Below are 15,583 nucleotides of genomic sequence, written 5' to 3' on the forward strand. Positions count from 1 at the left end.
ATCAATTCTTTCTGGAACTATGCAGCAGCATGCTCGCTGCGGCACTCAATGATTTTTTACCTTGTTTCTCGGCCAAGCTACGCGCTTTATGTTCGGCGCGGCGGCGGCGAGAATCCGTGGGATCAAAACTAAGCTCGCGGTAGAACTCAACCCTATCGCCATCCTGCAACACTTGTGAGCTGGTAACCAGCTCGCCAAATACACCATACGGCAGGCCTTCTAACTGCGGGCATTCTTGTTGCCACGCCACCGTAGCTAATACGTCTGCAACCGTAGCACCTTGGGCTACCTGCACTGTTTTTTGCCAGCGTTGATCCGGTGCTAAATACAGCAGCTCTACGGTGATCAACGCAGAAGTGTTCGCCTCAGTCATACAACTCATGCGCCCTGCGAGTAAAGGAGTCAATAAAACTGTTGGCGACACGACTAAAAATTGGACCCACTACCATTTCCAGCGTACGACTGGAAAACGCGTAGTCCATCACAAAATTCACCTTACAGCCCTCATCGCCCAAGGCGATAAATTCCCACACACCCGTTAGATCGGAAAATGGTCCGTCTACTAAACTGAGTTGAATACGCTGCGGATAATCATGCGTGTTACGTGTGCTGAATGTATGCTTTAGCCCCGCAATGCTGATAGTGACCGAGGCCTCCATCCCTTGTTCATCTTGGTGTTTAACCGCTGAACCACCGCACCAGGGCATGAACTCTGGATAGCGTGCGACATCGGCCACCAAATCAAACATTTGCGAACAAGTGAAGGGAACCAAGACAGAACGTTTTACTGTATGCATCGAACAAGGGATAATAAGAGAATAATACTGATTAAATCATTCAAGGTTGGACCATAACTACATGAGCATCGTCGACAATCGTAAAGCAAGACACGATTACTTCATCGAAGAAACCTATGAAGCCGGACTCGTACTGCAGGGCTGGGAAGTCAAAGCCATTCGCGCCGGCCATATTCAGCTTGCAGAAAGCTACATTATCATCCGCAACGCAGAACTTTGGGTAATCGGCATGCATATTAGCCCCTTACCTACAGTGTCGACCCATATTGTCCCTGACGCTACCCGTACACGCAAACTTTTATTAAAAGCGGAAGAAATCAGCAAACTTATTGGGCGCGTTGAGCAGCGAGGCTATGCCTTAATTCCGCTGAATTTACACTTTTCACGTGGGCGCATCAAAATGGATTTGGGCCTAGGTAAAGGGAAAAAGCACCACGATAAACGTGATGCTTCGCGTGACAGAGACTGGGCACGAGAACAAGAGCGCTTAATGAAACACGACACCCGTCGTAGTAAACGCTCAGAGGACTGATAGCATCAGTCCTGCCCGCTTGAGTGACTTTAGTGCAGTTTGACGCGCGGCGCAGAGCGTTTTAACAACAAACGTCCTAACGCCATAGACGCCGTGCGTAGCACACCCAAAATCGCCATGTGATGCATCAAGTGCAAGCTCATATACATGGTTCGTGCCACTAAACCTTCGACGAACCAACTGCGGCCTTGCAACACCCCCATCAAGCTACCTACGCCCTTGCTGTGCCCGACGGACACCAGTGAGCCGTAATCCTTGTATTCAAATGCCTCTATGTGTGTTGGCAACCCTTTTAATTTTTTCGCCAATACGTTGACCAAGTAATTAGCTTGTTGGTGTGCCACCTGTGCCCGCGCAGGCAAATACTGCCCCTGCTCACCGCCCCACGGTGCTTGCGCGCAATCGCCCAACGCATAAATATGAGGGTCTGCGGTTTGTAGGTGATCATTCACCACCAGTTGGTTAATGCGGTTTACCTCTAATCCTAACTCAGTCAAAAAAGCTGGCGCTTTAATACCGGCTGCCCATACGCACAAATCGGCGGGATACTGCGCACCATTGGTGTCTTTTAATACCCCTTTGCTCACTTCACTTACCCGAACACCCGCATGCACCGTTACACCGCGCTTTTGCAGCAGCTGTGTGGCACGCAACGACACTTTAGAGGGTAACGCTGCCAAAATACGATCCGCGCCTTCTATCAGCGTAATATGCAGCGATCTGGCTTGGTCTAAGGTGTTGGTACCATACGCTTGCAGACTGGCATCGGCTTCCATTAATTCGGCGGCTAACTCCACACCAGTTGCCCCACCACCCACAATGGCAATTTCCAACGGGCCTACATCGCCCTCGGCACTTTTCACTCGTGATGAACGGGTAAGCTCGTACAACAAGCGCATACGAAAACGTTCAGCTTGATGTGTGGAATCCAAGGCAATCGCATGCTCTTCGGCCCCTGGCGTATTAAAGAAGTTAGATTTACTGCCTACCGCCAACACCAGCACGCCATACTCTAAGGTACGCGCAGGCAACACCTCTTCACCTTCAGCATTACAAACCGCTTCTAAAGACAGAGTTTTATGTTCTCTGTCTAAGGCATGTAAACGCCCTGGCACAAAGGTAAAGCCGTTATCACGCGCCAGCATGAAATACGATAAGCCTTCGCGGTGAATATCTAGCGTACCTGCCGCAACCTCGTGTAACGAGGGCTTCCAAATATGCTCATCCATCTTATCGATTAAGTACACTTTTTCTGGACCAAAGCGACGGCCTAGTTTTGCTGCCAACTCCAGACCACCTGCTCCACCACCTACAACCACTACTGGCGCGACCTTATTCATCGTTCACCCTTTAAAAGTACACCACATCTATCGTATTTCACTGCCTAAACACTAGCATAATCTATCTTGTCTACCCAGCGATGACAGGCAAACACAATATCACTCATATGTTTTCTTCTTATTGCTATGTGCAGCGTTTTGTCTTTCTGTCTTCACCCTACTGCGCTAGCCCCCGCTTTTTGGCACAAGAGCAGGTATAAAAAAAGAGCCTCACTAAGAGGCTCTTTTTAATGGGATCGACACCCAGCAACCGCTGTGCTAATTACTTAGCCAAACGCTGCCATGTATCGATCACTGTGTCTGGGTTCAAGGACAAGGATTGGATACCTTCGTCACGTAACCACTCAGCCAAATCTGGGTGATCGCTAGGACCTTGACCACAAATACCTACGTATTTGCCTGCTTTGTTACACGCTTGGATAGCGCGGCTCAGCATGAATTTCACAGCAGCATCACGCTCGTCAAAATCAGCAGCCAACAATTCCATACCAGAGTCACGATCCAGACCCAGAGTCAACTGAGTCATGTCGTTAGAACCGATGGAGAAACCGTCGAAGTATTGCAGGAACTCATCAGCCAAAATCGCGTTGGAAGGCACTTCACACATCATGATGACGCGCAAACCGTTCTTACCACGCTCTAGACCATTCGCTGCCAGCAAGTCGATAACACGGGAGGCTTGAGACAAGGTACGCACGAATGGCACCATGATCTCAACGTTAGTCAGACCCATTTCATCACGTACTTTCTTCAGCGCTTCGCACTCCATGCGGAAACATTCTTCGAAGTCTTCAGACACGTAACGTGCAGCACCACGGAAGCCCAACATTGGGTTCTCTTCCTCGGGCTCGTAACGGGAACCACCAACCAATTTACGGTATTCGTTGGATTTAAAGTCGGACAAACGTACGATCACAGGTTTTGGATAGAAGGCCGCACCCAATGTTGCCACGCCTTCAGCCAGTTTTTCCACGAAGAAAGCACGTGGGCTAGCGTAACCGCGCGCTGCAGATTCAACGGCTTTTTTCAGCTCGCTGTCTACATTGGGGTAGTCCAATACCGCTTTAGGGTGGATCGCGATGTTGTTATTGATGATGAACTCTAGACGAGCCAGACCAATACCGGCATTAGGGATCTGAGCGAAGTCGAAAGCCAACTGTGGGTTACCCACGTTCATCATGACTTTCAAGCCCACTTCAGGCATTTCGCCCCAGCGTACTTCTTCAATGTGAGTTTCCAGCAAACCGTCGTAAATACGGCCTTCATCGCCTTCTGCACACGATACAGTCACTTCTTGACCTGCTTTCAGCACGTCAGTAGCGTTACCACAACCCACTACCGCAGGAATACCCAACTCACGCGCAATAATCGCTGCGTGACATGTACGGCCACCACGGTTAGTAACGATAGCAGAAGCCAATTTCATCACAGGTTCCCAGTTAGGGTCTGTCATGTCAGTAACCAAGATATCGCCGGCTTTAACTTGATCCATTTCGCTGGCATCGCCAACCAAACGTACGGTACCTGAACCAATTTTCTGACCAATAGCACGGCCTGTAACCAGCACATCGCCAGTAGCTTTCAGGCTGTAGCGTTCTTGTACGTCGTTTGCGCTTTGCTGAGATTTAACGGTTTCAGGACGCGCTTGCAGAATGTAGATTTTGCCGTCTATACCATCACGACCCCACTCAACGTCCATTGGGCGTTGGTAGTGTTTTTCAATGATGGTGGCGTATTTTGCCAACTCGATCACTTCGTCGTCGCTCAGCGAGTAACGATTGCGCTCGTTAACAGGCACATCTACGGTACGTACAGACTCACCGCTTTCACGCAGTGGATCGAATTCCATTTTCAACAGTTTGGAACCGATACGACGGCTGATGATGGGGTAATGACCAGCGGCCAAGGAGGGTTTGAATACGTAGAATTCGTCAGGGTTCACCGCACCCTGTACCACGGTTTCGCCCAAGCCGTAGGATGAAGTGATGAACACTACATCTTGGAAGCCCGATTCGGTATCAATGGTAAACATCACACCGGCGCTGCCCTTGTCAGAGCGCACCATGCGTTGAATACCGGCAGACAATGCCACTTCAGCGTGAGCAAAGCCTTTGTGTACACGGTAAGAAATCGCACGGTCGTTGTACAAGGAAGCAAATACCAAATGGATTTTTTCCAGTACATCGTCCATACCAACCACGTTCAGGTAGCTTTCTTGCTGACCAGCGAACGAAGCATCTGGCAAATCTTCAGCCGTAGCAGAAGAACGCACCGCAAAAGAACCTTTACCGTCGGCATCCAATTTCGCGAATGCTTCACGGATTTGTTGCTCCAGTTCTGCTGGGAACGGTGTTTCGATAATCCATTTACGGATTTCTGCACCAGCCACAGCCAACTCACGTACGTCATCGGCATCCAGCTTGCTTAGACGATCAGCAATACGCTGATCCAAGCCGTCGGCTTTCAGGAACACACGGAAAGCTTCCGCTGTCGTTGCAAAACCACCAGGCACGCGCACACCGGCACCGGCCAACTGGCTAATCATTTCCCCTAGGGAGGCGTTTTTGCCCCCTACGGTGTCCACGTCCGTCATGCGGAGCGTTTCAAATGGCAAAACATAAGACATAAAAGTCACCTTAATAGTAAAAAAGCGTGTTTGCTTAATGTGCTGCAGCGCAGCGCGCACTAAGCAAACTTGCCTTGCTCGGATTTCGGGCCACTGTTAATCTCTGGAATTGTACCTTTTAATAGGCTTTTGTGTGCCCTTTTAGTTATGACTTCCACACTGATTAAACGTACCGTTTTTATAGTTTCAGATAGCACTGGAATTACTGCCGAAACCTTCGGACATTCCGTCCTTTCCCAGTTCGAGCAGTTCAACTTCGAGGCGGTGCGCATGCCTTTCATCGACACCATCGAAAAAGCGCAGGATGTCGCTGAACGCATTAATCGCTGTGCCGAAGAGAAGAACGCAAAGCCATTGGTTTTCAGCACGCTGGTAGACCCCAAAATGGCCAAAATCGTAGGTGCAGCCAACTGCACTTTCTTGGATTTATTCGGCTCATTTTTGCGTCATATAGAGCGTGCTCTAGGGGTGAAATCCAGCCGTTCAGTAGGCCGCTCACACAGCAACGGACTGTCTAAACAATACAACAACCGCATCGAAGCCATTAATTTCACCTTGGCCCACGACGATGGTCAATACGTACAAGGTTTAGAGCAGGCTGATGTGATTTTGGTTGGTGTGTCGCGTTGCGGTAAAACCCCTACCAGCCTGTATTTAGCCATGCAATATGCGGTGAAAGCTGCCAACTACCCGTTAATCCCTGAGGATTTTGAACGCGGTACATTGCCTGCCACCTTAGCGCCCTACCGACACAAGCTGTTTGGCCTGTCCATTCAACCAGAACGTCTTTCAGAAGTGCGAAACGAGCGTAGACCTGACAGTAAATATGCCTCATTACAGCAATGTATTAATGAAGTGGCCGACGCTGAACGCATGATGCGTATGGAAGCCATTCCTTGGCTCTCTACCACCAGCCGTTCTATTGAAGAGATTTCCAGCAAAATTCTGGAAGAAATAGGCTTAAATCGCCGCCTGTTGTACTAAGGCCTAGCCTACTAGGTGCTGGCGGCGTTGTTCAAATAAACAAATTGCCGCCGCCACTGCTACATTCAGCGACTCCACAGCGGCTTCTTGTGGGATAAACACTTGATGGCGCGACTGTTCTAACAAGTCTGGATGTACTCCCCGCCCTTCATTGCCAAACAACCACGCTCCATCTTTGGCAATTTCCAATGCAAATAACGACTGCGCTCTATCACTTAAGGTAGTGGTGTACACCGGCACTTCTGCCTGTTGCAACAACGCCTGTAAGTCTTGGTTCTCGTGTATTGCTAAGGCAAAGTGTGCACCTTGCCCACTACGTAAGCTTTTTTGTGACCACGCATCGGCACAACCCACAGACAAAAATACCTCGGTGATACCTGCTGCGGCTGCTGTACGTAACAACGTACCCAAATTACCAGGGTCTTGAACCCTATCTAGCAACAAGGCCGCTTTTTTCAAGACAGGTTGAGCCGGAATCACTGGCCGCTGCACCACAAATGCTACGCCCTGCCCTTGTTCTACACTAGACAGTGCCTTCATGAGATTGCCGCCCAGCATCACCTGCTGTCTGGCTGGAACCGTGTCTAATAGCTGCTGCACGACCTCAGGCAATGGCTCGCGGTCAGCATCCACCACCACCAACTCAGGCGCGCCATAGTGCTGCAACCAACTCTGGCACAGGTTAGGCCCTTCTAACCATAGAGCGGGCTGATCCCCCTCTATGGAGCGCTTACCTTCCACGATACGTTGTAAACGTTTATAGGTTGTGTTTTGACGCGAGGCAATAATCATTGTGAGGCTTTGTCCTGTAAGGCACGCTGTACGGGTGCGAAACTGCGTCTGTGCTCAGGACATGGCCCGAATTCGCGCAAACGCTCGCTATGCAATGCTGTACCATAACCTTTGTGCTGATCAAACGCATACTCAGGGTATAACTCATGCATCTGCAGGCATGCCGCATCACGTGCCGTTTTGGCCAAAATAGATGCAGCTGAAATGGCTTGAACTTGGCTATCGCCTTTCACTACCGCACGCGCAGGAGAGCACAAGCCCTCTGGCACCCGATTACCATCAATCAGTATCAGCTCAGGCTTGGCCGGGAGCGCTTCGCACGCACGCCGCATTGCCAGCATGGTGGCCTGAAGAATATTGATGTCATCAATTTCTTCGCGACTGGCACTGCTAATGCTCCACGCCAAGGCTTGCGCTCGAATCAGTTCTGCTAATTGATCGCGCTTTTTAGGCGTTAACTTTTTGGAGTCTGTTAAGCCTTCAATGGGGCGATTGGGGTCTAGAATAACGGCCGCAGCAAATACAGGGCCTGCTAAAGGCCCCCTTCCCGCTTCATCCACACCTGCCACCAAATCACTAGACTGCAACAGCTGTGATAAATCAGCGTTCACGTGCCACCTGCATAATTACTTCTGCCGCTAACTTGGGCGTGTCTAAACGCAATACTTCGTGCAACTGCTGAAAGCGTTGCTCTACACCTTGACGCCATGAATTGTCATGTAGAGCTTTCTCACACGCTTTAGCCAGTTTCTCTGGCTCAGCATCGTCTTGCAGCAGCTCGGGCACCACAAAGTCTTGACTGAGAATATTGGGCAACCCTATCCAATCCAACAAGGGTTTTTCTTGGCCAGACTGCCACGCCATGAACTTTTTCATCATGGGAGTCAGTACATAGGAAATCACCATAGGCTTTTTGTACAACGCTGCCTCTAAGGTGGCCGTGCCGCTGGCTACCAATAATGCATCACTGGCTTCCATCACATCCCACGCCACCGGCTTTTTACCACCATCTTCCAAGAACACAGGTGCCTGCGTGTCGTTGGTGATGATACGTAAATTTTCTACCGGGTTGTCGCGTAAGATCTCCAAGAACTGCTGGTGGCGAGCCTCGTTGACCACCGGTACGACCACATGCAGTGCAGGATCGTCCTTTTGCAGTCGTTGCACCGTTTGTAGAAAGCGCGGTGCTAACTGCATAATTTCTGATTTTCTACTTCCAGGCAATACGCCCAGAATTTTTACATCCTCAGGAATATTCAAGCGCAGGCGAGCCGCTTTTTGATCGGGCACCAACGGAATATTTTGCGCTAAAGGATGACCCACATAAGTAACCGGTATGCCTTCTTTTTGGTAGATGTCCACTTCAAAGGGGAACAACACCAACATATGGGATACCGCTTTGCGGATAGTATGGATACGTTCGTAGCGCCATGCCCAAATCGATGGGCTCACAAATTGCACCGTCGCAATACCAGACTTGCGTAAATCGGCTTCCATGCGCAGATTAAAATCTGGTGCATCTATCCCAACAAACACATCTGGACGCTGCTTCAACCAACGTCGTCGCGCACCATAATAGGTGTTTAACAAACGGGGAAGACTTTTCAATGCATCCACATAGCCAAACACAGACAAAGCATCCATGGGATACCATGCATTAAAGCCAGCAGATGTCATTTCTGGGCCGCCAATGCCATTAAATACGGCGTTGGGGTCTTGTTGTTGCAATCCACGTTGAATACGCGAGGCCAGCAGGTCGCCCGAAGGCTCACCTGCCACCATACCTATATTCAAGCCACTCATGGGCGAACAATACCTCGGTGCGACTGCTCCAGAAACTCAACCATAATGGCTTTTTCTGGTGTATCAGGCAGTGCTTTCATTTGCTCTAACGCTTCTTCTACCTTCAGCTCACGACGGTAGAGCAGCTTGTAGAGATTTTTAACGTTAGAAACCGCTTCGGCATCAAAACCACGGCGGCTTAACCCTTCCGAGTTCACACCTACTGGGCGGAATGGATCACCCGCACCAATCACAAAAGGAGGCACATCTTGACGAATAGAACTGGTGCCACCAATCATACAGTGCGCACCAATACGCACGAACTGGTGCATGGCTGTTAAGCCACCAATAATGGCCCAATCACCCACATGGATATGACCAGCAAACTGTACACCGTTGGCAATCACCGTGTGGCTACCCACTTGGCAATCGTGCGCAATGTGCACGTAGGCCATAATCCAGTTATCATCCCCTACGCGCGTTACACCTACGTCTTGTGTGGTACCGGTGTTGATCGTCACGTACTCGCGCACGGTATTCCCATCACCAATTTCCAGACGCGTAGGTTCACCCGCGTATTTTTTGTCTTGAGGCATCCCACCAATGGAGCAAAAACGGTAAAAATTATTATTTTTACCGATAGTGGTATGACCGTCGATAACGCAGTGCGAGCCCACAACGGTGCCGGCACCAATTTCTACGTGTTCACCAATAATGCTGTATGCACCTACTTGCACGTCATCAGCTAGACGAGCGCCGGGTGCAATGATTGCGGTAGGATGTAATAGACTCATTGATCGTCTTTTTCCAAAATACGGATAGCACACATCAGCTTAGCTTCAGCCACAACTTGGCCTTCTACTAAGGTTCTTGCTGTGTATTTACACATGGTGCGGCTGATACGATCAGCAGTCACTTCCAAGCGCAACTGGTCACCTGGTACTACAGGTTTGCGGAAACGTGCACCGTCTACACCCACCAAGTAGTAAGCAATTTTCTGGCTAGCAGGGTTAATTTCAGGATGTCCTTCAAAGGAGAACAACGCTGCTGCTTGTGCCATTGCTTCGATAATCAACACGCCGGGCATCACTGGATGATGGGGGAAATGGCCAGTAAAGAAAGGCTCGTTCAAAGTGACGTTTTTGATGGCCACAATGCTCTTACCAGGCACCATTTCCAAGACACGGTCTACCAACAACATCGGGTAACGATGCGGTAGACGTTCCATAATTTGTTTAATATCCAGTTCCATGACTTATCCTATTATTTGCTATTCGTTATTGTTTTCACGTTCCAACGCACGTAAGCGGCGGCGTAATGTCGCAAGTTGCGTCAGTACGGCGGCATTGCGTTGCCAGTGTTGGTGGTCCGCAAATGGGAACACACCCGTGTAATGACCAGGTTCTTTGATATCAGCCGTAATAGCCGTACCGCCTGAAATCTGTACCTCGTCGGTAATATGTAAGTGGCCAGAGAACATGGCCGCGCCACCAATAATGCAGCGCTCACCTATATGCGTAGAACCGGCAATGCCTGTACATGCAGCAATAGCAGTATGCTCACCAATGTGCACGTTATGACCCACCATAATCTGGTTGTCTAACTTCACACCATTGGCAATAACGGTGTTATCCAACGCACCACGGTCTACCGTCGTGTTGGCACCAATCTCTACATCATTACCCAGTTGCACCGCACCTATTTGCGAGATTTTTGCCCATGCACCTGCCTGTCTAGGATCAGGCGCAAAACCAAAACCATCAGCACCTAGCACGGCACCAGAATGAAGTATGCAACGATCACCCATGCTGACTTGGTGGTACAACACCACGCGCGCATGCAACAAACAATACTCGCCAATAACGCTGTCAGCACCAATGCTGCAACCCGCGCCAATACGAGAGCCTTTACCTATTTGCACACCGGCTTCCACCACGGTATACGCACCAATGGTGACCTGTTCGCCTATGACCGCAGAAGGATCAACAATGGCGGTTGGATGAATACCTGTGGGGAGATTGCTCAATCTATGCTCATCAAACCATTGCGCTAATAGCGCATACATAGCATAAGGCTGCTCACAGAGCACCACAGCAAATGTTGGTTCAAAATCTAAAGACTGGTAATCCGCTTCGCTCAAAATCACCGCGGCCGCTTCAGTGCTAGTCAGTTGCGCTTTCAACTTCTGGTTAGACAAGAAGCTTAATTCGCTAGACCCTGCATGAAGCAAAGAGCCCAATCCCTGTATACGTGGAACGGGCTCTTTGCGGGGAGCCAAACTACAAGGTAGTCCGGCTTTTTGTACAATGCCCAGTAGCTGATCCAATGAAGGCGCCCTATCGGGCGCTAACAATACTGGCATTATGTATTAGTTACCCAATGCGGTCAGCACTTCTTCAGTGATGTCTACACGTGGGTTCACTGTCACAGCGTCCTGAATGATCAGGTCGTAGCCTTGAGTTTCAGCAATGCGTTGAATAGCAGCATCTGCTTTTTCAACGATAGCGGAGAACTCTTCGTTACGACGACGATTGAAATCTTCTTGGAATTCACGACGTTTGCGCTGCAGATCAGCATCCATGTCGGTCAGCTGACGCTCACGACGGATACGGTCTGTTTCGGACATAACGGGTGCATCCTTGTCGAACTTCACAGCGTCATCACGCAGTTGGTTCGCCAAGCGCTGCAACTCGTCGTCGCGACGTTTGAATTCAGATTCGATTTTCTGTTGGGCAGCCAAGGCTGGCTTGGAGTCACGCAGAATACGCTCTGTGCTCACAAAACCAATTTTGGTTTGCGCTTGCACTACAGGTGTAGCGACTACAGCTGACACGCCCAATACAGCAGCCATAAGCGCAGTACGATTGCGGCGAACCAATTGGCTGCCAACTGCTGAAAGTTTAAACGCGAATTTAGACGACATGTAAATCTACCTTGCTAATAACGCTGCTAAAAAGTTAATTGTGCCATTAATTACAGGAATTTAAAACGCGGTACCAATCTGGAACTGGAACGACTGTTTATCATCACCTGGTTTAGAGTTCAGAGCCCTACCATAGGACAGTTGCAATGGGCCCATTGGAGACTGCCACGACAAACCAATACCGGCTGAGTATTTCCAACCGCATGGATCTTCTGCTCTATGATCCGTAGGCCCTTTCATGCATGAACCGTCGGAGTTGTCTACCCTACCCACGTCACCGAAGATAAACCAACGCAATGTACGATCGCGTGACGCACCGGGGAATGGCAGATACAACTGTACGTTACCGATAATACGACGTGAACCACCTAGGTAGTCATTAGTCAGACTATCGCGTGGACCCAACGATGCCCCTTCGTAACCACGCACCGATCCAATACCACCACCGTACATGGATTTAATAATTGGGAAGGCTTTGCTACCGTAGGACCTACCGTAATCCACAATACCATTAAAGGCCAGTGTAGTAGAACGACTTAATGGCAGGAAGTACTGTTGCTGTGCACTTAACAAATAATAACGCAAGTCCAACGTAGAGAAGTCCGCCGATAAACGGGTATAACTACCACGTGTTGGAGCCAATGCGCTATCACGTGTATCTTTGGACCATCCTAAGTTCAAGATCAGTGCGTTAGTGCCTTTGCCATACTCTTTTACAAAGTCTTGGTAGGCCTGTGGCATGTATCTTTCATCATAGCGACCAATTTTGTTGTGCTCAAAGTTAGCACCCACAAAAATACGGTCGTATTCGGAAATAGGCACGCCAAAGTTCATCCCCAAACCGTAGGCTGTCACTTGGTAATCACCATCACTGTAGCCACGTGTGTCGTACGGTGTAGTACGGCGGTAGTACAGCGATGTGGTTTTACTAACACCGTCTTGTGTCCAGTAAGGGTCCGTGTGCGAAATAATCGCTGAGCGGTTAGTTTTGCTGGTGTTCATCTGCAAAGACAAGCTGTTACCGCTACCAAAAATATTATCTTGGCTAATACCCGCAGACAACATCACTTTATCGGTAGAGCCGTAACCCACACCCAGGTTAATCATCCCGGTTGGTTTTTCTTTAACGTTAACGTTAACGTCTACTTGGTCAGGAGAGCCTGGTACCGGAGTCGTCGTCACATCAACTTCGTTAAAGTAGCCTAAACGGTCAATACGGTCACGTGATGCACTGATGCTATCAGAGTCGTACCACGCTGCTTCGCTTTGACGCATTTCACGTCGAATAACTTGGTCACGCGTACGTACGTTACCCCCCACCTGAATACGGCGCACATACACACGGCGGCCTGGATCCACGTAGAAGGTTAAATCGGTAGTGTGATTTTCGCGATCCAACACAGGGTGTGGGTTCACGTTAGCAAACGCGTAACCCAATGTTCCTAGGTAATCGCTAATGGCTTTCGCCGTTTCGTTGGTTTTTTCGGCCGAGAAGCGTTCGTTCGCTTTCACGGTGACCAGTTTCTGGATGTCCTCATCCATACCCAATAAGTCACCCGCTAGCTTCACATCATTGATGGTGTAAGGCTCGCCCTCGCTAACCGTTAAGGTCACGAAAATTCCTTCGCGATCAGGGGAAATGGATACTTGTGGCGGCTCGGAAGTAAATTCCAAGTAACCTTCATCCAAGTAGTAGGAGCGGATACGCTCCATATCACCTTCCAGTTTTTCTCTGGAGTACTTATCACTGCCGGTATACCACGTCATCATGCCGGGTGTAGTCAGATCCATCAGATCTAACAACGTACCCGTGCTAACAGCTTTATTACCAACAATATTAATTTCTTGGATTTTTGCCAGATCGCCTTCAAACACGTCGAAGCTCACGCCTACGCGGTTTCGTGGCAATGGCGTAATAATAGGCGTAATTTCTACGCTGTACTTACCTTTGCTCAGATATTGCTGCTTCAGTTCGAACTCAGCACGTTCCAACATGGATTTGTCAAAAATCCTACCTTCACCAAACCCCACTTGCGCCAAAGACTGTGTAATGCCCTTAGCATCAAACTCGCGCATGCCATTAAAGGTTACTGAGGCAATAGTCGGGCGCTCGGCAACCGTAATCACCAGCACGTCGCCGGAGGTATCCACTTTCACATCGCTAAAGAAACCCGACGCATACAAACGCTGAATAGCTTCGCTTGCCTTGGCTTCATCGAACTCTTCGCCCACCTTGACCGGCAGATAGCCAAACACCGCACCGGGGTCCACCCGTTGAATACCTTCCACCTGAATGTCACGCACGACAAACGGAGTAAAAGCATTTGCCAAAGCGGGAGCCAGCAGCGAGGCCACCAAAAAAGGCAAAGTACGCAAGGTAAATTTTGGTTTACGGCGTAACGACATCCTGTGAATCCTTGGTTGATCTAATGGGGTTGAATTTTAAGCTATGGATGGCTAACTGAAAAGGCGCGTAAAGTCATTTGTAAACGCCAATACCATAAAGAACGCAAGTATACCCAATCCAATGGCTCTTCCGCGAGCTTGCCATGCTTCTGACAACGGTCGCCCTTGTAGAGCTTCGATCGCATAATACAGCAAATGCCCACCATCCAGCATAGGTATGGGTAAAAGATTTAACAATCCTATACTAATACTGATCAAAGCTAGGAAATTCAGGTAAGCAATTACGCCAATACTGGCACTTTGCCCTGCATAATCTGCAATAGAGACTGGACCGCTGAGGTTCTTAACTGAAACCTCGCCTATAAGCATGCGGCCTATCATCTTAAGCGACATCCACAAGGTGTCTATAGTACGCGTAAATCCCTGCTGGATGCTATCTAGCACTCCGTAGCGCACCGTTACCATCGGCAACGCATTGCCAACCTTTATACCTACACGGCCAATCTCTTTGCCAGCGCTTTCCGCCGCCGCCACTGCCACAGGTATAGTCAGCTGTGTGCCCTCTCGCTCTACCCGCAACACGGCGGTTTGGTTGGCCAGCGGCAAAATCGCTTGCACAAACTGATCTGCTGTTTGCAAAGACTGGCCATTCACGCTTAGCAACAAGTCATTCACTTGCACTCCAGCCTGCCCGGCCACACTACCTTCCACCAGTTCTTTAACCACCGGCGTTCCTGGCATGAGCACAAAGCCCGCCTCAGCCAACACATCTGGCTTATCGGGATCCATGTGTACTTTAGGTAATGCAATATCGTATTGAATCGCCACACCTGATGGATCGGTAGTAGCCAGCTGTATGTCACGCCCTGATGCTAAAGCATCCATCATGTTCCAACGGAACTGATTCCACGAGGCTACGTCACGACCATCTACAGCAGTAACAATGCTGCCCGCAGGAATATGCGCCGAGGCCGCCACGCTGTTTTCGGGGGCTGGCCCTATGATAGGTGCAGGCTCTTGCGTACCCACCGCCCCTATCAGCGCGTATAACAGCACCGCCAACACTAAGTTCGCGACTGGCCCAGCCACAGTAATCGCTGAGCGTTGCCATAGCGTTTTAGCGTTATAGGCAGATGCCACCTCAGCGGCTGTAGCATTCTCAGGTGGCTCATTACGCATCATGACGTACCCACCTAACGGCAGGGCCGAAAATGCCCACTCACACCCACGTTTGTCGGTACGTTTGAATAGCACTTTACCGAAGCCAAACGAAAAACGCTCTACATGCACGCCACACCAGCGCGCCACCGAATAGTGACCCAATTCATGAATAGTCACTAACAGGCCAAGGGCAACGATAAAGGCAATAACAGTTAACACTCAGTACTACTCTCGTACGTA

The 15,583-nt window shown here is 49.6% G+C and carries 15 protein-coding genes; 2 read left to right on the plus strand and 13 right to left on the minus strand.

The window, feature by feature from the left end:
• Position 1 precedes the first annotated feature (1 nt).
• Together GY634_RS11870 and GY634_RS11875 are read right to left on the minus strand one after the other, a co-directional pair.
• Positions 2–373: an RnfH family protein gene (locus tag GY634_RS11870; RefSeq protein ID WP_166408778.1), complete on the minus strand. Its 372-nt coding sequence runs from the start codon at positions 371–373 to the stop codon at positions 2–4.
• Positions 366–797, minus strand: coding sequence for a type II toxin-antitoxin system RatA family toxin (locus GY634_RS11875; RefSeq protein WP_166408780.1), 432 nt, complete (start codon positions 795–797; stop codon positions 366–368). The genes GY634_RS11870 and GY634_RS11875 overlap by 8 nt, the downstream gene beginning before the upstream one ends.
• 61 nt (positions 798–858) lie before the next feature.
• Between GY634_RS11875 and smpB the strand changes: the two genes are divergently transcribed.
• Positions 859–1,329 (plus strand): SsrA-binding protein SmpB, encoded by a 471-nt coding sequence (smpB, locus tag GY634_RS11880; protein WP_166408782.1) that lies wholly within the window; start codon positions 859–861, stop codon positions 1,327–1,329.
• A 29-nt stretch (positions 1,330–1,358) separates the two neighbouring features.
• On the opposite strand, the gene GY634_RS11885 is transcribed toward smpB, so the two are convergent.
• Both GY634_RS11885 and ppsA read right to left on the minus strand, forming a co-directional pair.
• Positions 1,359–2,669 (minus strand): NAD(P)/FAD-dependent oxidoreductase, encoded by a 1,311-nt coding sequence (locus tag GY634_RS11885; RefSeq protein WP_166408784.1) that lies wholly within the window; start codon positions 2,667–2,669, stop codon positions 1,359–1,361.
• A 262-nt stretch (positions 2,670–2,931) separates the two neighbouring features.
• Entirely contained in the window at positions 2,932–5,295 is a 2,364-nt protein-coding gene (gene ppsA, locus GY634_RS11890) for a phosphoenolpyruvate synthase (RefSeq protein ID WP_166408786.1), read from the minus strand.
• A 147-nt stretch (positions 5,296–5,442) separates the two neighbouring features.
• On the opposite strand from ppsA, the gene ppsR reads away from it, so the two are divergent.
• Positions 5,443–6,279, plus strand: coding sequence for a posphoenolpyruvate synthetase regulatory kinase/phosphorylase PpsR (gene ppsR, locus GY634_RS11895; protein WP_166408788.1), 837 nt, complete (start codon positions 5,443–5,445; stop codon positions 6,277–6,279).
• A 3-nt stretch (positions 6,280–6,282) separates the two neighbouring features.
• On the opposite strand, the gene GY634_RS11900 is transcribed toward ppsR, so the two are convergent.
• Genes GY634_RS11900 through rseP form a run of 9 tightly spaced genes read right to left on the minus strand, consistent with a single transcriptional unit; the run spans position 6,283 to position 15,562 of the window.
• Positions 6,283–7,071: a TrmH family RNA methyltransferase gene (locus GY634_RS11900; protein ID WP_166408790.1), complete on the minus strand. Its 789-nt coding sequence runs from the start codon at positions 7,069–7,071 to the stop codon at positions 6,283–6,285.
• Complete coding sequence (gene rnhB, locus GY634_RS11905; RefSeq protein WP_166408792.1) at positions 7,068–7,682, minus strand: ribonuclease HII; 615 nt, start codon at positions 7,680–7,682, stop codon at positions 7,068–7,070. The genes GY634_RS11900 and rnhB overlap by 4 nt, the downstream gene beginning before the upstream one ends.
• On the minus strand, positions 7,672–8,874 hold the full coding sequence (lpxB, locus tag GY634_RS11910) for a lipid-A-disaccharide synthase (RefSeq protein WP_242683697.1): 1,203 nt from the start codon (positions 8,872–8,874) through the stop codon (positions 7,672–7,674). The genes rnhB and lpxB overlap by 11 nt, the downstream gene beginning before the upstream one ends.
• Positions 8,871–9,647 (minus strand): acyl-ACP--UDP-N-acetylglucosamine O-acyltransferase, encoded by a 777-nt coding sequence (gene lpxA, locus GY634_RS11915; protein ID WP_166408794.1) that lies wholly within the window; start codon positions 9,645–9,647, stop codon positions 8,871–8,873. Before lpxA ends, lpxB begins: the two co-directional genes overlap by 4 nt.
• Positions 9,644–10,105, minus strand: coding sequence for a 3-hydroxyacyl-ACP dehydratase FabZ (gene fabZ / locus GY634_RS11920; protein ID WP_135862957.1), 462 nt, complete (start codon positions 10,103–10,105; stop codon positions 9,644–9,646). The genes lpxA and fabZ overlap by 4 nt, the downstream gene beginning before the upstream one ends.
• Before the next feature lie 18 nt (positions 10,106–10,123).
• Positions 10,124–11,215, minus strand: a complete 1,092-nt coding sequence (gene lpxD / locus GY634_RS11925) for a UDP-3-O-(3-hydroxymyristoyl)glucosamine N-acyltransferase (RefSeq protein WP_166408796.1) — start codon at positions 11,213–11,215, stop codon at positions 10,124–10,126.
• 6 nt (positions 11,216–11,221) lie between these two features.
• Entirely contained in the window at positions 11,222–11,776 is a 555-nt protein-coding gene (locus tag GY634_RS11930) for an OmpH/Skp family outer membrane protein (protein ID WP_166408798.1), read from the minus strand.
• A 60-nt stretch (positions 11,777–11,836) separates the two neighbouring features.
• On the minus strand, positions 11,837–14,182 hold the full coding sequence (gene bamA, locus GY634_RS11935; protein WP_166408800.1) for an outer membrane protein assembly factor BamA: 2,346 nt from the start codon (positions 14,180–14,182) through the stop codon (positions 11,837–11,839).
• A 51-nt stretch (positions 14,183–14,233) separates the two neighbouring features.
• Positions 14,234–15,562: an RIP metalloprotease RseP gene (rseP, locus tag GY634_RS11940; protein WP_166408802.1), complete on the minus strand. Its 1,329-nt coding sequence runs from the start codon at positions 15,560–15,562 to the stop codon at positions 14,234–14,236.
• Positions 15,563–15,583 lie beyond the last annotated feature (21 nt).

The sequence above is a fragment of the Paenalcaligenes suwonensis genome (genome assembly GCF_011290505.1).
Lineage (GTDB): Bacteria > Pseudomonadota > Gammaproteobacteria > Burkholderiales > Burkholderiaceae_B > Paenalcaligenes > Paenalcaligenes suwonensis.

Bases quoted from the DNA above. Each gene is read 5' to 3' on its own strand.
- GY634_RS11875 (WP_166408780.1), bottom strand. From the start codon at position 797: ATGCATACAGTAAAACGTTCTGTCTTGGTTCCCTTCACTTGTTCGCAA.
- lpxA (WP_166408794.1), bottom strand. From the start codon at position 9,647: ATGAGTCTATTACATCCTACCGCAATCATTGCACCCGGCGCTCGTCTA.
- smpB (WP_166408782.1), top strand. From the start codon at position 859: ATGAGCATCGTCGACAATCGTAAAGCAAGACACGATTACTTCATCGAA.
- GY634_RS11930 (WP_166408798.1), bottom strand. From the start codon at position 11,776: ATGTCGTCTAAATTCGCGTTTAAACTTTCAGCAGTTGGCAGCCAATTG.
- GY634_RS11870 (WP_166408778.1), bottom strand. From the start codon at position 373: ATGACTGAGGCGAACACTTCTGCGTTGATCACCGTAGAGCTGCTGTAT.
- fabZ (WP_135862957.1), bottom strand. From the start codon at position 10,105: ATGGAACTGGATATTAAACAAATTATGGAACGTCTACCGCATCGTTAC.
- ppsR (WP_166408788.1), top strand. From the start codon at position 5,443: ATGACTTCCACACTGATTAAACGTACCGTTTTTATAGTTTCAGATAGC.
- lpxD (WP_166408796.1), bottom strand. From the start codon at position 11,215: ATGCCAGTATTGTTAGCGCCCGATAGGGCGCCTTCATTGGATCAGCTA.
- GY634_RS11900 (WP_166408790.1), bottom strand. From the start codon at position 7,071: ATGATTATTGCCTCGCGTCAAAACACAACCTATAAACGTTTACAACGT.
- bamA (WP_166408800.1), bottom strand. From the start codon at position 14,182: ATGTCGTTACGCCGTAAACCAAAATTTACCTTGCGTACTTTGCCTTTT.
- ppsA (WP_166408786.1), bottom strand. From the start codon at position 5,295: ATGTCTTATGTTTTGCCATTTGAAACGCTCCGCATGACGGACGTGGAC.
- lpxB (WP_242683697.1), bottom strand. From the start codon at position 8,874: ATGAGTGGCTTGAATATAGGTATGGTGGCAGGTGAGCCTTCGGGCGAC.
- GY634_RS11885 (WP_166408784.1), bottom strand. From the start codon at position 2,669: ATGAATAAGGTCGCGCCAGTAGTGGTTGTAGGTGGTGGAGCAGGTGGT.